Origin of the sequence: Acinetobacter sp. TSRC1-2 (assembly GCF_049895885.1) — a bacterium.
Lineage (GTDB): Bacteria > Pseudomonadota > Gammaproteobacteria > Pseudomonadales > Moraxellaceae > Acinetobacter.
The window spans coordinates 165,321-185,924 of sequence record NZ_JAFCTF010000002.1 but is presented as its reverse complement, the minus strand read 5'-3'; the positions used below and the strand labels follow the sequence as shown (position 1 = coordinate 185,924).

Genomic DNA, 20,604 nt, shown 5'->3' with positions numbered 1-20,604 from the left:
ATCTTATTTTTCAATAGTAGGTTGAGCCAATGACGCATAATCCAAATCAACTTTGCGTAAGGTTTTCAACAACCACAGTTGATGTTTGGCTTCTTGCTCATAGCCATTGAAAGCCAAAACTTTGGCATACTTGATCAGGTCGTATTTAGTCGGATAGTTCAGCACTATTTCTTTAATATCCTCCAACTGTTGCGCATTTAGCTTGGTATAGGGATTCATGCGAATCCATGCAATACGTCGGTTAAACTCTTCTAATAAATAAATTTGATCTTGATTGGTAATTTTCTCAGGCGTTTGCTCATAACGCATGGATTGATTCAGTTTGGGCACCATAACTGAATAATCCCTGACAATTAAAATCAGCAATATTAAAGAAATCGCATAACTCACGCGCATATAGTTGGGTGAAAGTGTAATGGTTTTAATATTGGCTTGCTGAGACTGAACCAGACCAATAATAAAACCGACCGGTAATAAGAAATAAGCATAATACTGCGGGAATTCCAGCATTGAGTGAATCAGCACAGCACCAATCATTAAAATACCAATCACGGATTCAACTGAATTGACATGCTTGTTGAGTTGATAGCCCCAATAGCCCAAATAGGCTAAAAATGGCAACCCAATCAACAGACCATTCCAGAGCACAAAATCAAGAATAAAATTATGTGCGCTACGAATCCACACAGGCCCTTGGAAGTGATCACTGACCAGTGTATAAGCGACACTGGTCTGATTCCAGCCATAGCCAAACCATGGGCGATCTGCAATCGCATGCAGCATCTGCTCCCAAATGGCTAGTCGTGACATATCCCCGGTTGCACGCGCAATTACATCTTTAGTTTGTGCAATATTTGCATCGCTGATTTGTCCAATTAACTGAGTAACAGCAGGCAATATTAAAATGAAGCCAATGAACAATCCAAACCAAGCTAAAGCGTAATACCATTTTAAGCGGATAAAACCTTTATATTGTTGATAAGCTCCATAAATCAAAATACAGCAACACGCTACCCATGAAGTTCTAGACTGACTTAATGCCAAAGCCAATAACATAATTAAAGAACACAGACAGGTTATCCAGATTTTTAATTTCTGTTTTTCATATAAATACAGACAGCCTAGTAATGACATAACCAAGAAGGTCGCCATATTATTGGGTTGAGCAAAATTTGCATAGGGACGAACCGCATTTTGCATATTCACCATACCGGGAATATAAGCATCCAGTGTTAACCACTGGCAAATAGCAATAATTCCGGTCAATGTTCCACATAAGAGTAAAACTATACTAAAACCAGTGAATATACTTTCTCGATCTAACTTTTCTACCGACAAGTTATAACCAATGACGATACTCAACCAGAACCCAAAGACAAATAGCGTACTGGTCAAGGCTTTATCAAAAAAGAATAATTCCCCACCTAAGCATTGAATTAGCGGAATAATTGCTAAAAGCAATAAAGGCAAACTTAATACAGGCAGTTTAGTTTTATCTTTTAAATACATTGCAGCTAAGGCAAAAAGAGATAAAAAGGTAAAAAGCTCGCCTGTGTAAGTGACCCAAGGGCGGTAATGGATAGGGAGGAGCCAGCCAAGAGATATAAAAACAGCAGCCAACAGCAATAAGAAAAATTTCATGAATAAATCAGTGAAAATAGAATGGGCATATGATAATAAAAAAGCAGATTAAAAGGTAATCTGCTTTTTATTTGGGCTTAAATAGGTGCTTTTGTCATAAGCTTAATGCCATGGACGTAAATCTACGATTTTAACAACATTCGCTTTTTGATCTATTAAAATAGTCATATCCACAGCATTTGCTTTCATGGGTAGAAAAAGCTGTTGCCTCTGGATATTTTGTTAAGATTTTTTCTATATTGTTTTTGTTATTGTACTGCTGTAATAATTCGATTTTTTGTGCACGTTACTGCATGTGTCTTTTTGCTTGATCAAAATCAACCTAATGTTCTGGACGTTGGGTAAGAAAAATACTACCCAAAACTTCTGCAAACATATCATCATTACGCTGGTAAGTATTTTTGGAAAACTCTACTGCCACATATTGCGGTTTTAACCATGAAGGTAGTTGATATTTGGGGAACGCTTTTGTAATATTATTCCACATGATTTCATTTTATCGAACCAATTCGAAACGGTCAACATCATACACTAACCATGCTGGACGACCTTGTTCCATACTATAGGTACCGTAGCATAGCGCTACAATTTGAATCACTATAATTACAGTTAAATTAACTTTAAGGGTTTTTTTGACTTCTTTATAAACCAATAAGCTTAATACTGGCCCAATAATGACATTTATAGCCAACAGCATTAAAAAGATATGGATCACACCAACGGCTGTAGCGAGTGGAGATGGATACCAAATAAGAAAGACTAGTCCAATCACTAATAAAGCGACTAAAAATGAAAGCAATAAATGGCTGAGAAAAAATTTTAAGCGTTTGGGCATTCAAGCCTCACTGCACTGCTATTTTAAAATAGTTGATAACCATACTCCCAAAATCGGGGCGGTGTTGATGGTAAACTTTCTGATAAAGCAGATGTATGAAAGAACAAATAAATAAAAGCTAAAGTAATTAAAATATAGACTATAAGCTCAAAAACTTGAGAAACTCTTGAAGTTTCATGTGTTAATAGGTTAAAAGAAGCCGCATGCTGAAATTCAGGATTTTTAAGCAAAAAGACGAATAACCACAAAAGTGCAACTTGTGTAATGGGGTAAATATGTATACCTGAAAAAGATAAGTCGATACTTACTGTCACAAGCGCAGAAATTACAAAATAATTTTCTTTAAGATTCCATTTTATTCTTTTTAAAATACTCCAAATGACTAAAATAAGAAAACTAAAACCCAGTAGTCCTGTTTCAGTTAAAACTTGAATAAATAAATTGTGTGGATGTGCTGAAATCACACCTGAGTACTGATCTAATTGATAAAATCCGCATCCAAAGATTGGGTTTTGTGACCAGCACTGAAATGCATTTACCCAAAGCTCATAGCGTCCACTCGTTGACTCTCTAACAATTGACCTTACACTAGAAGCAGAATGACTTGAAAAAAATAAAATAGAAAAATATGCGAGCCATGTAGCGACATAAGTGAATAATATTTTAAATCTTACAGTGCGGTTAAAAATACATACGCATGTAATAAAAATACTATATGCCAAAGTTGCTGAACGACCACCATCTAAAAGAATAGATAAAAATGCCAAAAATAAAAAAGTTAAATAGAGATTTTTAAATTTTTCTTGTTTTAAGTAAAACCAAACTGCAAAAATAGATAATACAAAGAAATAGCTATTATAAACTCTAATATTCCAAGGTGTTGGGTACCAATTGGCGTACATACTATTATGTATATATTTTACAATCTCTATTGGCAACATGAAAAAAATTGAGAAACTAATCCAAATAATAAATTTTGCTAACAACTCATTATAATTAATAATCAAAAATGCTTTATAAAGAAGGCAATATAGCAATATTTCAAAAATAATAAATTGACTATTTCTTAGAAAAAAGAAGTGAAAAATAATAAAAATAATAAAAATATATTCAATTTTTTTTAGGTGTGAATTTTTGTTAAAGACTAAGCTTAATAAAAGAAAAGTCTCAAGAACTCGTGATTCATTATAAAAATTTGAACTTATATGCATTGAAAGACCCAAAATAAATGATAAAAAATAAAGAGCTATAAAAAGCTCTTTATTTTTTAAATGCTTACTAAAGCTAGGCATTAGGTTCCAACTTTACGACACTCTGAAGGTACATATTTTTCCATGCCTGCTGTAGTCGAACAAGACCAATTAACTGCAGAAGCACTATATGTCGGTGTCAAATATACAGGAACAGATTTTGCTGTTGTAGCACCCATTGTTACAATGATTTGTCCTGGCTTACTAGCTCCACAAGTTGCAGAAGCTACATTACCTGTGCTGCCAGAAATCTCAGTAACGCCAACGCAAGCAGAACCAGCCGTACTAGGTGTACCTGTTACAAGATCTCCTGCATTTAAAATATTTTCTGATACAGTAGCTTTCATGGCAGAAGCGGTTGTAATACCTTCAGAAACACGTGCACGAACGGTGTAGTCTTGATAGGCAGGAATCGCGATAGCAGCCAAAATACCGATAATCGCTACAACGATCATTAATTCAATTAAGGTAAAACCTTTTTGAGCATTCATAACATTCTCCACAAATGTTTTTTGTTTATTTATAAGCTTTGTAAAGCTAATTTAGCTTAATTTATAGTTAGCACTAACTGTGCCAAATTTGATTATAATAAAATTCACAGAAAAAACAGCAATTTGTAGAAATAAAATTGTTACAATGTGGTTTTATTGTTTAATTTGGTAAAAAAGTGACATTTTACGTCACTAATCCACCTATTTTCTAGCCTAATATGATCGGATTATTACTCAATTCATTCTGCTGATCTATTGTTGACTGCGCATAAAAATTATTTAATACATGGCCTATATTAAATACACCTGCCATAACAGCTTCCCGATATTGATGTTTGGAAAGTTGTTCAGTCATTTTTTGGCAAATTCCATCCCAAACAGTTTGTTGGGTTTCTTTTTGAATTCCCCGATCAATCACAATTTCAACTTTTTGTTCACATAAATTTAGATATAAAAGAATGCCACTATTAAACTCGGTATCCCAAACACCCAGTTCAGCAAAAAGTTGTCGTGCCCGCATTTGAGTATTTTGATAGTAGGCTTGATTTGAAGGAATATTTCCCTCAATTACCACCTGAATTTCTCCTGCATGTCCATATTCCGCTTCCATCACTGCCTGTGCGATTGCATATTGATCCATTTTATTAAAATAGCGTTTAGCCGCAGGCATATAGAAAAAATGCTTTAACCAGCGTTTAAAGCTTGGCTGATTCATTTCTTCCATTTTAGGTTGTGTAATAATTTCTGTTGTTTCTGTTTTAGTTACCATGATCCTGATGCTCCTCCCCCGCCAAAACCACCGCCTCCACCGCTATATCCACCGCCACCTCCAAAGCCGCCACCACGTCCTCCACCACGTCCTCCACCACCGCCACGACCTGCAGACGCTAAAAATAGCTGAAAAATAGTTTGCGCAATAGCCGTAATCAGTAAAAAGAAAATCCCACCACCAATCAATAAACTGGTGACTAATCCCGCTCCATTCACCAAACCCGCTACTGTTCCAGCAACGGCGGCAGTAGATGCACTTAAAGGCTTACCTACAATAAATGAGCCGATAATTCCTGCAATTAAAATAAACAAGGCCGTACTAAAAGTTTTTTCTTTGGCTTGCTGTTCGTGTAAAGCTTTTTCTTGACGCTCTTTCAGCTCTTGTGCAGCTTTCTGGGCTACTTCGGGATCCATATTGAGTATTCGTTCTATTTCAACCAGACCCGCATCAATGCCTTGGGCATATTGTGCCTGTTTAAAATAAGGCGTGATCTGATTTCGAATAATACGACTCGCCACAATATCGGGTATTACACCTTCCAAGCCATAACCGGTCAAAATTTGAATACGATGATCATTTACTGCAATTGCCATCAGCAAACCATTGTCTTGCTTGGTTGAACCGAGTTGCCATTTTTCCGCAATACGCATGGCAAAATCAAAAATATCTTCTTGCCCTGTAGTGGGAACAATCACCACCCCAATTTGGGCTTTACCCTGCTCATGTAGCGCCAAAATTCGCTGACTAATTTCCTGCTTCTGGCTTTCAGTTAATATATTTGCCTGATCTACAACCGGTGAATTGAGCGTTGGCAGTCCACGAATCGATTCACCCTCAGCCATATCATTGGCAATTTGCGGTGATGGGACTGTGGTTGCAGTAGCATTTGCTTTCGTTGCTGTCTGATTTTGAGAGGGCTGCTGCTGATTCTGAATGATTTTACCGACGACGACAGCTTCAGCGTTTTCATCTGTAGCTGTAGCAACTTCACTCCATGTAACCGAACTGAAGAGCATACCAAAGCAAACCAACAATGCTTGCAGCAAAGTTATGGATGAAAAGTATTTTTTATAAGAATCAGACATCAGCAATCCTTATTTAACAGTCAATGAATTAGTCGAAAGATACTTTAGGAGCATTTTGTGCACCTTGTTCAGCACTAAAGTTCGGTTTGGTATGCATCCCAATCACTTTAGCCGTCATGACCTGCGGGAACTGGCGTGAATAGGAATTAAAGTCTTGAACTGTAGTAATATAACGGTTACGTGCGACTGCAATCCGGTTTTCAGTACCTTCAAGTTGAACCTGTAAATCACGGAATTGTTCATTGGCTTTTAGATCGGGATAATTTTCAGAGACTGCGATCAAACGCGATAATGCACTGGTCATCTGCGCCTGTGCTTGTTGATATTTTTGAAATAAGGCAGGATCTTCCAAAACTTCTTTATCTACTTTTAATCCGGCGACATTCGCACGGGCTTGGGTCACTTCTGTTAGAACTTTTTCTTCATGTTTGGCATAACCTTTTACAACATTCACCAAGTTGGGTACAAGGTCGGCACGGCGCTGATATTGGTTTTGCACTTCAGACCAAGATGCTGTTACCGCCTCATCTTTGACCTGGAGCGTGTTATAGCCGCAACCCGATAAGGTTAAAGTACTTACAAGAGCCATAGTGACTAAACTTTTTTTCATCACGTTCATAAATTTATATCCTCTATATTTCTTTGTATTTGTTTAAATATTTTTATTGTAAACATATTTAGGCCGAGTTCTGTTTAATTTCAGTACTTCAGAGCTTGCATAAAAAAGGGCCAATATTTCTATTAGCCCTTGCGGTTTAGTTGCCTAATTGATTAAACCTAGTTTTAATTCATGTTGAAAACTTTTCATCTGGTAATCTTCTGCCAAATGCCTTTTCCAATAATTCACCATTTTGCTATAATCAATTTCCGAAGGATGAAAATCAGTTTTAAAATAAGATAAGTATTCTGGCATGAGTTGTACAAACATCTTAGCGAGTAAATAAAGACCAAAGATATTGCCACCAGCTTTCGGCAAGCTTTTACGTTTATCCTGTAGAAACAACCGTGTTGCAGAATAGAAAGTAAGACTGGCAAAACCTGTAGTTACGCTACGCATAATCATACGTCGAATTTTATCATCACCATACACGGCTTGATAGACATCAAAAGCCACTGCACGATGCTCAATTTCTTCAATCGCATGCCAAACCCAAAGCTTTACCGCATCATCATCTAAAGTGGCTAACACTTCTGGATGTCGAAGAATATATCCGCCCAGTAATGCCGTAAAATGCTCAAAGGCACAGGTAATAGCCAATTGAATTTTAGGATGTAAATTTTTGACATAGTCATTTTTACGCGCGAGCCATGCCTGAAAACGATCTAAATTATAATCCTCACTCCGCCAAGCATCATTAAACTCGGCATGGGCTTTTGAATGCATCGCTTCCTGCCCTATAAAAGCCGCGATCTGTGCCTGCAACTTTTCATCTTTGACTTGATCACGCACATTCCGAACGCTATGCACAAAGAACTGCTCGCCAATCGGAAACGTTGAAGAAAGTGCGGTCAGCAAATGTGACATTACGGGTGAATTGGCAAAATAGTGTCTGCGAATCAGTTTTGGGTTAAATTGCAGCTTTCTGACTGTAATTCCCATAGCTTTTGGACGATTTTGATATAATTTTTCTGTCGCCACTTGTTGTGTCATAGTCTTAATCCTAAAAATTGATCAGATAATAAGCACAGTATGGACAGCAATTTTTATGAGAGGTATGGCAGAAGCGCTTACTGGATTTGCGAAAAGTTTCAAAAGTTTTTTCTTCTAAAATTCTCCCTTTCCTTCTAGCAGATATGTTGTCGAATTCTCACAATTTACTTTTGAAATTCCGCCCTCTCTCTAACTCTCTCCCAAAGGGAGAGAGAACCTCCATTACATTTACTACTTTCTCATTTTCTCAACGTAAAAACCCGCCGAAGCGGGTTTTTAAAATTCATTTAAAGCTTAATCAGATGAGAGATTCTGCTTATATATCCAAATAATCCAGAATACCTTCAGCTGCTTCACGACCTTCCCAGATTGCAGTAACCACTAGGTCAGAGCCACGAACCATATCACCACCGGCAAAAATTTTCGGATTAGATGTTTGGAAGCGGTATTGTTGCTTTTCAGCTGCAACCACACGACCCGAACCATCTAGACCAATATTTGCGCCTGCAAACCAGTCTGCTGGACTCGCACGGAAACCGAACGCTAAAAGTACTGCATCCGCAGGTAAAACTTCTTCTGAACCTGGAACTGGTTCCGGGCTACGACGGCCACGACTGTCAGGCTCGCCTAATTGTGTCGTTACCACTTTAACACCTGTGACTTTACCGTTTTCACCGACAATTTCAATTGGCTGACGGTTGAACATGAAGTCCACACCTTCTTCACGCGCATTTTTTACTTCACGACGTGAACCCGGCATATTTTCTTCATCACGGCGGTAAGCACACACCACAGATTCAGCGCCTTGACGAATTGAAGTACGGTTACAGTCCATTGCAGTGTCACCACCGCCCAGTACAATCACCTTTTTGCCTTCAACGCTGACATATTCAGAAGCGTCTTTTTCCCAGCCTTGGGTACGATTCACATTGGCAATCAGGAAATCAAGCGCATCATGCACACCCTCAAGATCTTCACCCGCGAAACCGCCTTTCATGTAGGTGTATGTTCCCATACCCATGAATACCGCCTCATAGTCAGCAAGAAGCTGCTCGATGGTAATATCTGTACCGATTTCAGTGTTTAAACGGAACTCAACCCCCATACCCGCGAAAATTTCACGGCGGCGTTTCATAACGTCTTTTTCCATCTTGAATTCTGGAATACCGAAAGTTAATAAACCGCCAATTTCAGGGCGTTTATCAAATACGACCGGTTTAACACCATTACGTACCAGAATGTCTGCACAGCCCAAACCTGCAGGACCTGCGCCAATAATCGCAACTTTTTTATCTGTCCATTTTACGTTGGACATGTCTGGACGCCAGCCCAAAGCAAAAGCGGTATCATTAATATATTTTTCAGCATTACCAATGGTGACTGCACCAAAACCGTCATTTAAGGTACAAGCACCTTCACATAAACGGTCTTGCGGGCATACACGACCACACACTTCTGGCAATGTATTGGTTTGATGGCAAAGTTCCGCTGCCTGAAAAATACGACCTTCAGCAATCAGTTTTAACCAGTTTGGAATGTAGTTATGTACTGGACATTTCCATTCACAATACGGGTTACCACAACCTAAACAACGGTGCGATTGATTGGTCGCAATTTCCGCTGTAAAGGGTTTATAAATTTCCACAAACTCTGCTTTGCGGACAGTGAGATCTTTTTTCTCTGGATCTTGGCGTGCTACATCCAGGAATTGAAAGTCATTGTTTAGGCGCTCTGCCATGTCTCTCTCCGTGGGTAGGTGTAGTCGGTTTATTTATCCGCTACACCTGCCTATCAATCTGTTCGTCGTGGAATTATTGTGGATCGGCTTTGGTCGTTTTCAAAAGCGTTTGCAAATTAGCAGCTTTTGGTTTTACAAGCCAGAATTTACGGCTGTAATAATCAAACTCATTGCGGATCTTGTACGCCCAGGCACTACCTGTCTCTTTAATGTGTTCATCCAGGATACGAAGCAAGAATTCTTGATGTTCTTCCATCGCCTCTGTAGAGATACGGTTTAGCTCGATTAACTCATGGTTATAGTGATCCACGAAGTCATTATCCAGGTCAAGTACATAAGCAAAACCACCGGTCATACCGGCACCGAAATTATGGCCTACTTTACCCAGTACAGTCACAATACCACCGGTCATGTATTCACAACAGTGGTCGCCTGCACCTTCAATTACGGCAAATGCGCCCGAGTTACGCACTGCAAAACGTTCACCTGCAGTCCCTGCCGCAAAGATTTTACCGCCAGTTGCACCATATAGGCAGGTGTTGCCAATAATGGCAGTGTTTTGAGTCTGGAAAGGAGAACCTTTTGGCGGGAAGATCGAGATACGGCCACCTGCCATACCTTTACCCACGTAATCGTTGGCATCGCCTTCAAGTTTGATATGCAAACCACCGGCATTCCAAACACCGAGTGACTGGCCTGCTGTACCTTTCAAATTCATGACTACAGGATGTGTTTCCATACCCAAGTTGCCATAACGGCGCGCAATTTCACCTGAAATACGTGCACCAATTGAACGGTCACAATTGACAACATTGTAGTTAAACTCACCACTCTTACCCGCTTCAATGGTCGGAAGCATCTCGAGAACCATTTTCTCTGCAAGCAAGCCTTTATCAAATGGCGCATTGCCTTGAACTTGGCAATATTGCGCTTTACCTTCCGCAGAAGGATGCGAGGTTAACAAGGCACTTAAATCCAAGTGAGCATGTTTATCTGTATCGCCCGGTAAGACTTCAAGTAAATCTGTACGACCAATCAAGTCTTTCAAACTTGACACACCTAAAGCCGCCAACCATTCACGCGTTTCTTCTGCAATGAAGTGGAAGAAGTTGATCAGCATTTCTGGCTCGCCAATGTAATGCTCTTGACGTAAATGGTCTTGCTGAGTTGCTACACCAGTTGCACAGTTATTTAAGTGGCAAATACGCAGATATTTACAACCCAACGCAATCATTGGCGTTGAACCGAAACCGAAGCTTTCAGCACCTAAAATAGCCGCTTTAACCACGTCTAAACCTGTTTTCAAACCACCATCGGTTTGTACACGTACTTTGCCACGCAGGTCGTTTACACGAAGGGCTTGATGCGCTTCACTTAGACCTAACTCCCATGGCGAACCTGCATGATGAATTGAAGACAATGGAGAAGCCGCAGTCCCACCGTCATAACCAGAAATGGTAATGAAGTCTGCATAGGCTTTCGCCACACCTGCCGCAATGGTTCCTACACCCGGTTCAGACACCAATTTCACCGACACCATCGCTTGAGGATTGACTTGTTTTAAGTCAAAGATCAATTGTGACAAATCTTCAATCGAGTAAATATCATGGTGCGGTGGAGGTGAAATCAGGGTTACACCCGGAACTGAGTAACGTAAACGGGCAATTAAGCCATTCACTTTACCACCCGGTAACTGACCGCCTTCACCCGGTTTCGCACCTTGCGCGACTTTAATCTGCAAAACTTCGGCGGACGTTAAATATGCTGGTGTCACACCAAAACGACCCGATGCAATCTGTTTGATTTTCGAGTTACGGATGGTGCCATAACGTGCAGGATCTTCACCGCCCTCACCCGAGTTTGAACGACCACCAATGGTGTTCATGGCAATCGCAATCGCTTCATGCGCTTCCGGTGACAATGCACCTAAAGACATTCCCGCAGAATCGAAACGCGGCAAGATTTCTTCAACAGCCTCTACTTGCTCTAAAGCAATTGAATTATCAGTTTTTAGTTTGAATAAATCACGAATCGTTGCAATTGGACGAGTATTCACTAATTCTGCATATTCTTTAAAATCAGCATAATCACCCGAACGCACTGCTCTATGTAATGCATTAATTACATCCGGATTAAATGCATGGTATTCCTTGTCGAATACAAATTTCAGCAAACCGCCTTGATCGATTGGCTTACGTGCTTTCCACGCATTTTCAGCCAATTTTTTAAGATCATTTTCAAGATCAGCAAATGTTGCACCCTGAATACGGCTTGGCACGCCAGTGAAGCATTTGTTCACGACTTCATTGGATAAACCAACGGCTTCGAATAACTGACCACCACGATAAGACGCAACCGTTGAGATACCCATTTTAGAAAGAACTTTGAGCAAGCCTTTCTCAATCCCTTTACGGAAGTTCGCTTGGGCATGAATTGGATCACCCAACAATTCACCTTTGGCAATCAAGTCATTGATCACGTCATAAGCTAAATATGGATAAATTGCAGTGGCACCGAAACCTAGGATCACCGCAAATTGGTGCGCATCACGTGCCAGACCGGTTTCTACAATGATGTTGGCATCGGTACGTAAACCCACTTGAATCAAGTGGTGATGTACTGCGCCTGTTGCCATCAATGCATTGGCGGGTAAATAACCTTCACGAATTTTCTTGTCTGAAAGCACCAGTAAAGTTTTGCCATCACGAATCGCTTGAGCTGCTTCCTCACAGATACGTGCAATCGCTGCCTGCAAACCTTCACTTGCCACATAGTTCAAATCGATGTCGGCAATTTCATAGCCTTTACGACCCAAAGTACGCATCTGATGCATTTTTGAGTTTGACAATACCGGGCTAGAAATGATCAGGCGATCTGCATGTTCAGGACTTTGTTCAAATACATTCTGCTCACGGCCCAAACAAGTTTCCAATGACATCACGATTGATTCACGCAATGGATCGATCGGTGGATTCGTTACTTGGGCAAACTGTTGACGGAAATAATCCGATACATGGCGCACCTGACGGGACAATACTGCCATTGGCGTATCATCACCCATTGAACCGACTGCTTCCTGACCGCTTTCTGCGATTGGACGAAGCAATTGATCACGTTCTTCAAAGGTCACCATAAACATTTTTTGTGAGGCTTTTAAGGCATCGCCTTTTAAGCCTTGATCACATAAATATTCTTCAAGTTCTGGGCTACCTTGTAAACGAATTGAGTTTTCACGTAACCATTCACGATAAGGGCGCATTTTTTTCAAGTGGTTGCTGACATCTTGAGTATCAAGCAGTTTACCCGTGAGGGTATCAATCACCAGAATTTGACCTGGACCAACACGACCTTTAGAAATCACGTCTTCAGGTTGATAGCCCCACACCCCAATTTCTGATGCAAGGGTGATGTAACCATTTTTGGTAATGACCCAACGTGCAGGACGTAAACCGTTACGATCCAGCATACAAATGGCATGACGACCATCTTGAATCACCAGACCCGCAGGACCATCCCAAGCCTCCATGTGCTTGGAGTTAAACTCGTAGAATGCACGTAGATCTGCATCTAAAGTTTCAACGTTTTGCCAAGCAGGTGGAACCAGCATGCGTAGTGCACGGAACAAGTCCATACCACCGCCGACCAGAATCTCCAGCATATTATCTAAGCTTGAAGAATCCGAACCGGTACGGTTCACAATTGGATTAAGCTCGGTTAAACCAGGAAGTAATGGGTTTTCAAATTTCGGAACGCGTGCCATTGCCCAGTTACGATTTGCAGTAATGGTGTTAATTTCACCATTGTGTGCAAGATAACGGAACGGCTGTGCTAAAGGCCAACGCGGCAAGGTATTGGTCGAGAAACGCTGATGGAAGACCACAATGTGTGATTCCAGACGCGGATCTGCTAAATCGGTATAAAAGTCTGCAATTGCTTCAGGCATCATCAAACCTTTATAGGTGATGACAGTTGAACACAATGTAGTGACATAGAATGAAGAATCATTGCTCAGCAATTGTTCCGCACGACGACGCGCGAGGAATAACTTGCGGTTAAATTCAACTTCAGTGACACCCATTGGGCAATTGACAATAATCTGTTCAAATGCCGGCATCGATTGAAGTGCAATTTCACCCAAAGCCTCGACATTGGTTGGAATCACACGCCAAGCAAGGACTTTTAAACCTTCAGATTCGATTTCTTTGGCTAAAACTTGTTTTGAATGGGCTGCAATTGCCGGATCGAGATTTAAAAATACAGTACCGACTGCAAAGATTTCGCTTAACGTGATGTCACTGAGTTTTTTTGCTTCTTCACGGAAAAATGCTTTCGGCATAGCCAGCAATAAACCACAACCATCCCCTGTCTTGCCATCTGCGGCAATACCACCACGGTGGGTCATACAACTTAAACTATGAATCGCGGTCTTGACCAAATCATGGCTTGCATCACCCTGCATATGGGCGATTAAACCGAAACCACAGTTATCTTTAAACTCATCCGGTTGGTATAAACCTTGAGCGGGAGCTACAGTATTAGGCGATGGCATGTGCATAGCGTACCCTTCTTTCAACATGGCCCATAAAGCGGGCATCTAACAATCAAATATCTTCTTTGCGATTTAGTCCAATTTCCTCACACTCAGATCAAGACTGGGCAAAATCATTTTCTTCACATACCTAAGATAATCGCATTTCATCTTCTGTGCATGGATCAATTACAAAAAAATTTTGCTGATTTTACGCACTCTTTTAAAGCGGGTAAATTCAGTAACTTCGCACAATCATTGAATCTTTTCGCGCCAAAATAGGGACAATTACTCAATTCATGCACCAATAAAGCAAAAATGATGCCAATTCAAAAAAGAGAAGGCTAAATGTTTTAAATATAGAAATATTAAAGTTTCAAATACTCACATTTATTTTATTGGAACAATTTTTCGCACTATATTTGTGCATTTAAATATTTTTATAACTCAATTTGCTCTATTTTAGAACTCTATTTTTAATTGACATACTCCCATCACTAAGCTGAAAGCCATAATAGGGAATTTTTGCGACCCATGTAAGTAGTAATACTTACACCTTTCGATACCACACCTGCGCTGACAGATATAGTGGTACAGGAACTCTTTACACAGCGCTAAATTGTCCTAGCACATCAGCTAAAGCGAAATTACGTATATTCAGACTCGCATTCAAGTCACGGTCTAGGACAGATAAACAGTCAGGACAGCTCCATGAACGAATATGCAAGGGTAGCTTTTCCATTGTGTAGCCACATTGAGAACATACTTTTGAACTTGGTACAAAACGACCAATCCTAAGGATGTTCTTACCGTACCATTCAGCCTTATATTGCAAGAGTGTGAGGAACTGACCCCATGCAATATCACTAATAGATTTTGCAAGTTTACGGTTCTTCACCATGCTTTTAATCCCTAAATCCTCTACTGCATACGTGGTCGCTTGGTTTTCACAGATCAATTTATGCGTGAGTTTATGATGTAGGTCTAAGCGTTGATTTCGTACCTTTTCATGGACACGCGCAACACTTAATTTTTGTCGTCGATAATTCTTGGCTTCTTTATTTTTTCGGGAAAATATCTTTTGCTGTATCACCAATCGTTTTTGAGCTTTTTTCAAATATCGTGGATTTTCAACTTTGTTGCCATCTGACTGAATCAGCATATGAGTCAGGCCTAGATCAATCCCCACGGTCTTGTCTGCTTCAATCATGCTGGGTACAGGTAGATTAACCTCTGTTTCAACAAGGATTGAAGCATAGTATTTACCTGTCGCTATTTTACTGATGGTCACTGTTTTGATTTTGCCAGCAAATTGACGATTAAATACGGTTTTAATTCCTTTAATTTTAGGTAAATTCAACACCCCACTAGCAAAACTCACTGTACAGTGTTGAGGGCATTGATAAGAGCATTGCGGTATTTTTTTAGATTTGAATTTAGGAAACTTTGCCCGACCTTTGAAAAAATTGCAGAATGCTGTATAGACATTCAATAAACTACTCAACAACGATTGGCTGTTGACTACATTTAACCATTCAAATTCATGAGTTTTTTTTAGAGATACAAGCTGATCTTGAATTTCTTTTCGAGATAAAGATTTTTTATGTTTTTCGTAATAGTTCTGTTGTAAAGCCAATGCCCAATTAAAAGTAAAACGAGCGCATCCAAAGTGTTTTTCAATCAACACTTGCTGTTCTCGATTTGGATAAATGCGATATTTATACGCTTTCAAAACTGGGTTATTCATACAATAATTTTAATAATATTAAAGAGATAAATACATACAACCAATACACTAGTGCGACATATTGTGTCGTATAAATAAAAGAGCTATTCGCTAACTGTACTATCCATCTCCAGCTAAAAAGATCTGCTTTGCAAACAGATTATAGTTATAGAATTACAGATACTTAATTAAATGGATCACTAATTTCTTTTTCTGGTGTTTTATTCGCTGAATTATTTTGTGGTTTTGCTTTTGGTGCAAGTTCAACTGAAGAATGTGACTGCTGTACATCAACAACGTTCCCTTCTTCATCGCGACGTGTAACCGTTGTAGTGGTAGTTGATGCCTTCGGAGCAACCGCAGGTTCAGTCGGCTTGGGTTTAGGCTGAGCCAAAAGACTCTCATCAATACGAGGCAATGGTGCAGATTTTAAATTGACTGCATATAATTTGTTATTAGAACCCATTTCATCTGCCCCCGTGTCATTGACCAAGGCAGCATAATTTTTAATATCCTGAACTTGAGGTTGAATAGACTTGGGAAACTGGAATGGCAATTGTTGAAGGGCTTGTTTTGCTTGATCGCTATTTCGATAGATTCCATAAAGCAGAACATATTGTTCAATTTGATTTTCGCCACTCACGCGAATGTAGAAAAAGTTTTTACGGTCAGACTGTTTTTTTAAAAAACTTCGAATCACATCTTCTTTAGTTACGCGAAATAATTCAATGGTAGAAGCATTTTTATTATCAGTCACAAATTTAGTGCCACGAAATTCCGGTTCATAGCTGCCAGTATTTACGACACGTGTAGTCATTTCTAAAGGACGCACCTCTTCTTGAAGTGCACCAAGAAGGTTGGTTGCAGCGACTTTTTCCGGTTGAATTTGCAATTCAGATTCAGTTTCAGCGGATTTTTCCACTTCGACCAAAGCATCAGTATCGGTGATTGCCCAAAAAATAAGTGCTGCAAACAGACATACCAATCCACACACTAGCCAGATATAGTTTTGAATACGTTGCCATTGTGTACGGATGGTTGCCATGACTTATGCCTTCTCTTGATTCGCCAAAATCGCCTGTTTCATCAATTCCACATCAAATTCTTTGGTAATTACTGCCTGTCCTAAAGATTTCATCAGCACCAGGCGTAACTGTCCATTCAGCACTTTTTTATCATGTGCCATATATGCGAGAAATTCATCAAGTGGAATAGCTGGGCATTTTACGGGTAAATGGGCACGTTGAATGATTTTTTTTGTACGCTCCAAATCTTCCACTGAAATCCAGCCCAGACGTTGCGATAAATCTGCGGCCATCACCATACCCGTGGCAACAGCTTCGCCATGAAGCCAAATACCATAACCCAAGTATGATTCAATCGCATGACCAAAAGTATGACCTAAATTAAGTAAAGCCCGTTCACCCTGCTCTTTTTCATCATTAGCCACAATACGTGCTTTATGTGCGCAAGAACGGTAAACCGCTTCAGCCAGTAATGCTGAATCCCTCTCAACCAAGCCATCCATATTTTCTTCGAGCCACCCCAAGAAATCCAGATCACCCAATAAGGCATATTTAATCACTTCTGCCAAACCTGCTGACAATTCACGATCAGGTAAAGTCGAAAGCTGCGACATATCGGCAAGCACCACTTGTGGCTGCTGGAAAGCACCAATCATGTTTTTACCCAAGGGATGATTAATACCTGTTTTCCCGCCCACACTTGAATCGACTTGAGACAGAAGCGTAGTAGGTACCTGAATAAAGTACACACCGCGTTGGAAACATGCGGATGCAAGGCCAGCCATATCCCCGATCACCCCACCACCGAGAGCTAGAACAGTCGCATCACGATTGAATCCTGCTTCTAATAAGGCATCAAAAATCAAATTTAAATGTTCAATGTTTTTGTATTTTTCACCATCAGGCAAAATACATGTTGCAACTTTTTTACCTAAAGCTTCAATCGCAGTCAAATAATGCTCTAAATACAACGGCGCAACCGTAGTATTGGTCACAATCATCACTTGTTTACCTTTGATATAAGGCTCAAGTAATGATTCTGGATTTAAATCACTGCCAATAAAAATAGGATAGCGGCGATCGCCAAGTTCAACATGTAGAGTTTGCATGAAATTAAGACCGTTAATTAGACTAAATCTGCTTCTTGAGAAACAATCATATGTAAGATTTTTTGAGCCAGATCACGTGCAGCCCCCTGATTAGTTTCAATAATATAATGAGCAACTTCTCGATATAAAGGGTCGCGAAGGGCCAGTAAATCACGTAACTTTTGTTCAGGATTTTCAACTTGCAACAAAGGGCGGTTTTTATCTCGGTAAGTTCGCTGTAATTGAATCTCGACAGGAGTATAAAGATAAACAACAATTCCGCGTTGTTTTAAAAATTCACGATTAGGAGCTTGGGTCACTGCGCCACCACCAGTTGCGAGAACCAGTTGCGAACGAGCAGTGAGTTCATCAATCACCATTGTCTCACGGTTACGAAATCCCTTTTCACCTTCTTTTTCAAAAATCCAAGGAATTGTTGCACCTGTTTTCCGTTCAATTTCATGATCACTATCAAGAAACTCGCGTCCTAACAGTTCCGCCAAATGTCGACCAACAGTAGTTTTCCCCGCCCCCATTGGCCCTACCAAATAAACATTTGGTAGGGTTTCAAACTCATTGCTTGGCAAGGAGTCACCTATTTATTCTGCTAAATTCAAAATATATTAATGATTTCTTGAAACACTGTCATTAACAATTCGTGGTGTAACAAAAATCAATAGCTCTCGCTTATTATCTGACTTCACATCTTTGCGGAATAAACGACCTACGTAAGGAATATCCCCTAAGAATGGGACCTTAGTTTGAGCATTACGTGTTTCTTGTTCAAAAATACCACCCAATACCACAGTCTCACCATTATCAACCAGGACATTGGTATTAATTTGATTTTTATTAATCGTCAATTGACCTGTTGGTGTTGGATTCCCAGGAGTATCACTGGTGATATTCAGTAACATCTGAACTTTGCCATCAGGTGTAATACTTGGTGTTACATCCAAGCTTAACGTCGCATCAATAAATTCAGTGGTTGACACTGCATTTGCACCGCCGCCTTCTGAAGATTGGTAGGGAATCTGTGTACCCGATGAAACCTTGGCCGTTTGTTTGTCTGCAGTTAGGACTTTAGGTGTTGAAATCACTTCACCATAACCATCTGCTTGCAATGCAGAAAGCTCTAGATCTAGCATAAAGTCAGACAAGCTAATCAAACCAAAGGCAATTTTACCTGCTGCATTAGTTACGCCTAAATCCACATTTAAATTTTGTGGACGTTCAATGGTATATTTTCCATCATCATCCGGCGTTTTTAAATCCCACAAAGTTTGATCACTACCGCCGACCAATAAATCATTATTTTGATTAATACCTTGCGACAATATCCCCCACTTTACACCCATTTCTTTACTAAACTCTGTTGAAGCACGGACAATACGAGCTTCAACCATCACTTGTTTGACTGGAATATCTAGCAAGTCGACCATTTTGCGCACTTTATCAATATTCTGTGCAGTATCATTCATAATCAGTGTATTAGTACGGGCATCAACCGATATTGTCCCACGTGAACTTAATAAACTTTCACTAGAATTATTATTGTTACTACCATTCCCGGAATTAGCATTATTTGAAGATTTTGTTTGGGTAATCAGTTTTTCAATATCCGCAACCTTTGCATAGCTTAGTTGCATATACTCTGTCTGAATTGGTGCCAATTTTACGCTTTGCTCTATCGCCTTCGCCTGCTCTTCTTCTGCTTTAATTAATTCAGAAACTGGCGCAATCCAGATTACATTTCCGTTACGACGTTTGTCTAAGTTTTTCGTTTTTAGAATAATGTCTAATGCCTGATCCCAAGGTACATCTTTCAGACGTAAAGTAATATTCCCTTGTACGCTATCAGCGGTCACCATATTGATTTCAGTGAAGTCTGCCAATAATTGCAGCACACGACGTACTTCAATGTCCTGAAAATCTAGAGAAATCTTTTTACCGGTATAACTATTCGCTGCTTTCGGTTTAAGCGGATTTTTATCTTCAGGTCGTTTTAAGCTAATTGTAAGTTTATTGTCCGCCTGATATGCCATATATTCATAGCTACCAGAAGTCTGAATGGTAATTACACCATTGCCACCATTATTATTTGCATCAATCGTAGAAACTGGTGTTGCAAAATCATTTACATTTAAACGACGAGCCAAGTGTGCAGGCACTTTATTACCTAAAGTACGTACGACAACTTTACTGCCTTGCTGTTGTACATCCACCTGTGTGTTGGTGCCGAGCAAATCAATAACAACCTGCCCTTCACCTTGACCACCGCGCTGGAAACCAATATTGGAAATTCCTTGCGTAGATCTTTGACTTTGAGCTGCTACCTGCTGAGGTGCAAATGCATTAACCGCAGCAGAATTAATTTTTAAAATGAACGTATTACCTTCTATACGTGTGGTAAAGGCACCGGCATCCGCTAAATTGACCGTTAAACGTGAACGTTGTGCATCAGAACTTACATCCACGGAACTTGCTTCTTTGGTTGCAACAGCAATAGTGTTTTGCTTTAAATTTTGCTGTGCTTTATCAAAATCCAGAATCAGACGTGAGGGTTGTTCTAATTGATAAGCTTGGGGCTGTGGAGGCAAGCCGTTAAACATGACACGAATTTCGGTACCCTGACCTGCAACTTGCATAGGTACAATATTGGTCATACTGACTTGTGCACTGGCAACTTGCATTACTGCGATTGCAACAGCACCCATAGAAAATTGACGGAACAAATGGTTCATTGTATTGCCATCCCCAAATATAAAATCTTT

General features: G+C 40.0%; 14 protein-coding genes and 1 pseudogene. All 15 read right to left on the bottom strand.

The features are described from left to right. Positions 1-3 precede the first annotated feature (3 nt). The gene (locus tag ACP69Y_RS03855) at positions 4-1,641 is read right to left on the bottom strand and encodes an O-antigen ligase family protein (RefSeq protein WP_425916350.1); all 1,638 of its coding nucleotides are present in this window, start codon (positions 1,639-1,641) and stop codon (positions 4-6) included. A 102-nt stretch (positions 1,642-1,743) separates the two neighbouring features. Continuing rightward, positions 1,744-2,476 (bottom strand): annotated as a pseudogene (gene tfpZ / locus ACP69Y_RS03850) (TfpX/TfpZ family type IV pilin accessory protein). A 23-nt stretch (positions 2,477-2,499) separates the two neighbouring features. Continuing rightward, the gene (locus tag ACP69Y_RS03845) at positions 2,500-3,768 is read right to left on the bottom strand and encodes an O-antigen ligase family protein (protein WP_425916348.1); all 1,269 of its coding nucleotides are present in this window, start codon (positions 3,766-3,768) and stop codon (positions 2,500-2,502) included. Then, positions 3,768-4,217 carry a pilin gene (locus tag ACP69Y_RS03840; RefSeq protein ID WP_425916346.1) on the bottom strand — a complete coding sequence of 150 codons (450 nt, stop codon included), beginning with the start codon at positions 4,215-4,217 and terminating at the stop codon, positions 3,768-3,770. The genes ACP69Y_RS03845 and ACP69Y_RS03840 overlap by 1 nt, the downstream gene beginning before the upstream one ends. A gap of 208 nt (positions 4,218-4,425) precedes the next feature. After that, positions 4,426-4,986 carry a TPM domain-containing protein gene (locus ACP69Y_RS03835; protein WP_425916344.1) on the bottom strand — a complete coding sequence of 187 codons (561 nt, stop codon included), beginning with the start codon at positions 4,984-4,986 and terminating at the stop codon, positions 4,426-4,428. Continuing rightward, positions 4,980-6,074 carry a TPM domain-containing protein gene (locus ACP69Y_RS03830; RefSeq protein ID WP_425916342.1) on the bottom strand — a complete coding sequence of 365 codons (1,095 nt, stop codon included), beginning with the start codon at positions 6,072-6,074 and terminating at the stop codon, positions 4,980-4,982. Before ACP69Y_RS03830 ends, ACP69Y_RS03835 begins: the two co-directional genes overlap by 7 nt. A gap of 28 nt (positions 6,075-6,102) precedes the next feature. After that, positions 6,103-6,693 (bottom strand): LemA family protein, encoded by a 591-nt coding sequence (locus ACP69Y_RS03825; RefSeq protein ID WP_424618947.1) that lies wholly within the window; start codon positions 6,691-6,693, stop codon positions 6,103-6,105. A 144-nt stretch (positions 6,694-6,837) separates the two neighbouring features. Further along, positions 6,838-7,725 carry a metal-dependent hydrolase gene (locus ACP69Y_RS03820; protein ID WP_425916340.1) on the bottom strand — a complete coding sequence of 296 codons (888 nt, stop codon included), beginning with the start codon at positions 7,723-7,725 and terminating at the stop codon, positions 6,838-6,840. A 316-nt stretch (positions 7,726-8,041) separates the two neighbouring features. After that, a complete protein-coding gene (locus tag ACP69Y_RS03815; RefSeq protein WP_425916338.1) occupies positions 8,042-9,463 on the bottom strand; it encodes an FAD-dependent oxidoreductase in 1,422 nt (473 codons plus the stop codon). Between the two features lie 73 nt (positions 9,464-9,536). Next, on the bottom strand, positions 9,537-14,012 hold the full coding sequence (gltB, locus tag ACP69Y_RS03810) for a glutamate synthase large subunit (RefSeq protein WP_425916573.1): 4,476 nt from the start codon (positions 14,010-14,012) through the stop codon (positions 9,537-9,539). 583 nt (positions 14,013-14,595) lie between these two features. Beyond that, positions 14,596-15,738 (bottom strand): RNA-guided endonuclease TnpB family protein, encoded by a 1,143-nt coding sequence (locus ACP69Y_RS03805; RefSeq protein WP_425916336.1) that lies wholly within the window; start codon positions 15,736-15,738, stop codon positions 14,596-14,598. A 163-nt stretch (positions 15,739-15,901) separates the two neighbouring features. Beyond that, positions 15,902-16,762 carry a hypothetical protein gene (locus ACP69Y_RS03800; RefSeq protein ID WP_425916334.1) on the bottom strand — a complete coding sequence of 287 codons (861 nt, stop codon included), beginning with the start codon at positions 16,760-16,762 and terminating at the stop codon, positions 15,902-15,904. A 3-nt stretch (positions 16,763-16,765) separates the two neighbouring features. Next, positions 16,766-17,851, bottom strand: coding sequence for a 3-dehydroquinate synthase (gene aroB, locus ACP69Y_RS03795; RefSeq protein WP_425916332.1), 1,086 nt, complete (start codon positions 17,849-17,851; stop codon positions 16,766-16,768). Between the two features lie 17 nt (positions 17,852-17,868). Beyond that, on the bottom strand, positions 17,869-18,417 hold the full coding sequence (gene aroK, locus ACP69Y_RS03790) for a shikimate kinase AroK (protein ID WP_131217374.1): 549 nt from the start codon (positions 18,415-18,417) through the stop codon (positions 17,869-17,871). A 36-nt stretch (positions 18,418-18,453) separates the two neighbouring features. Further along, complete coding sequence (gene pilQ, locus ACP69Y_RS03785; protein ID WP_425916571.1) at positions 18,454-20,574, bottom strand: type IV pilus secretin PilQ; 2,121 nt, start codon at positions 20,572-20,574, stop codon at positions 18,454-18,456. Between the last annotated feature and the right edge of the window lie 30 nt (positions 20,575-20,604).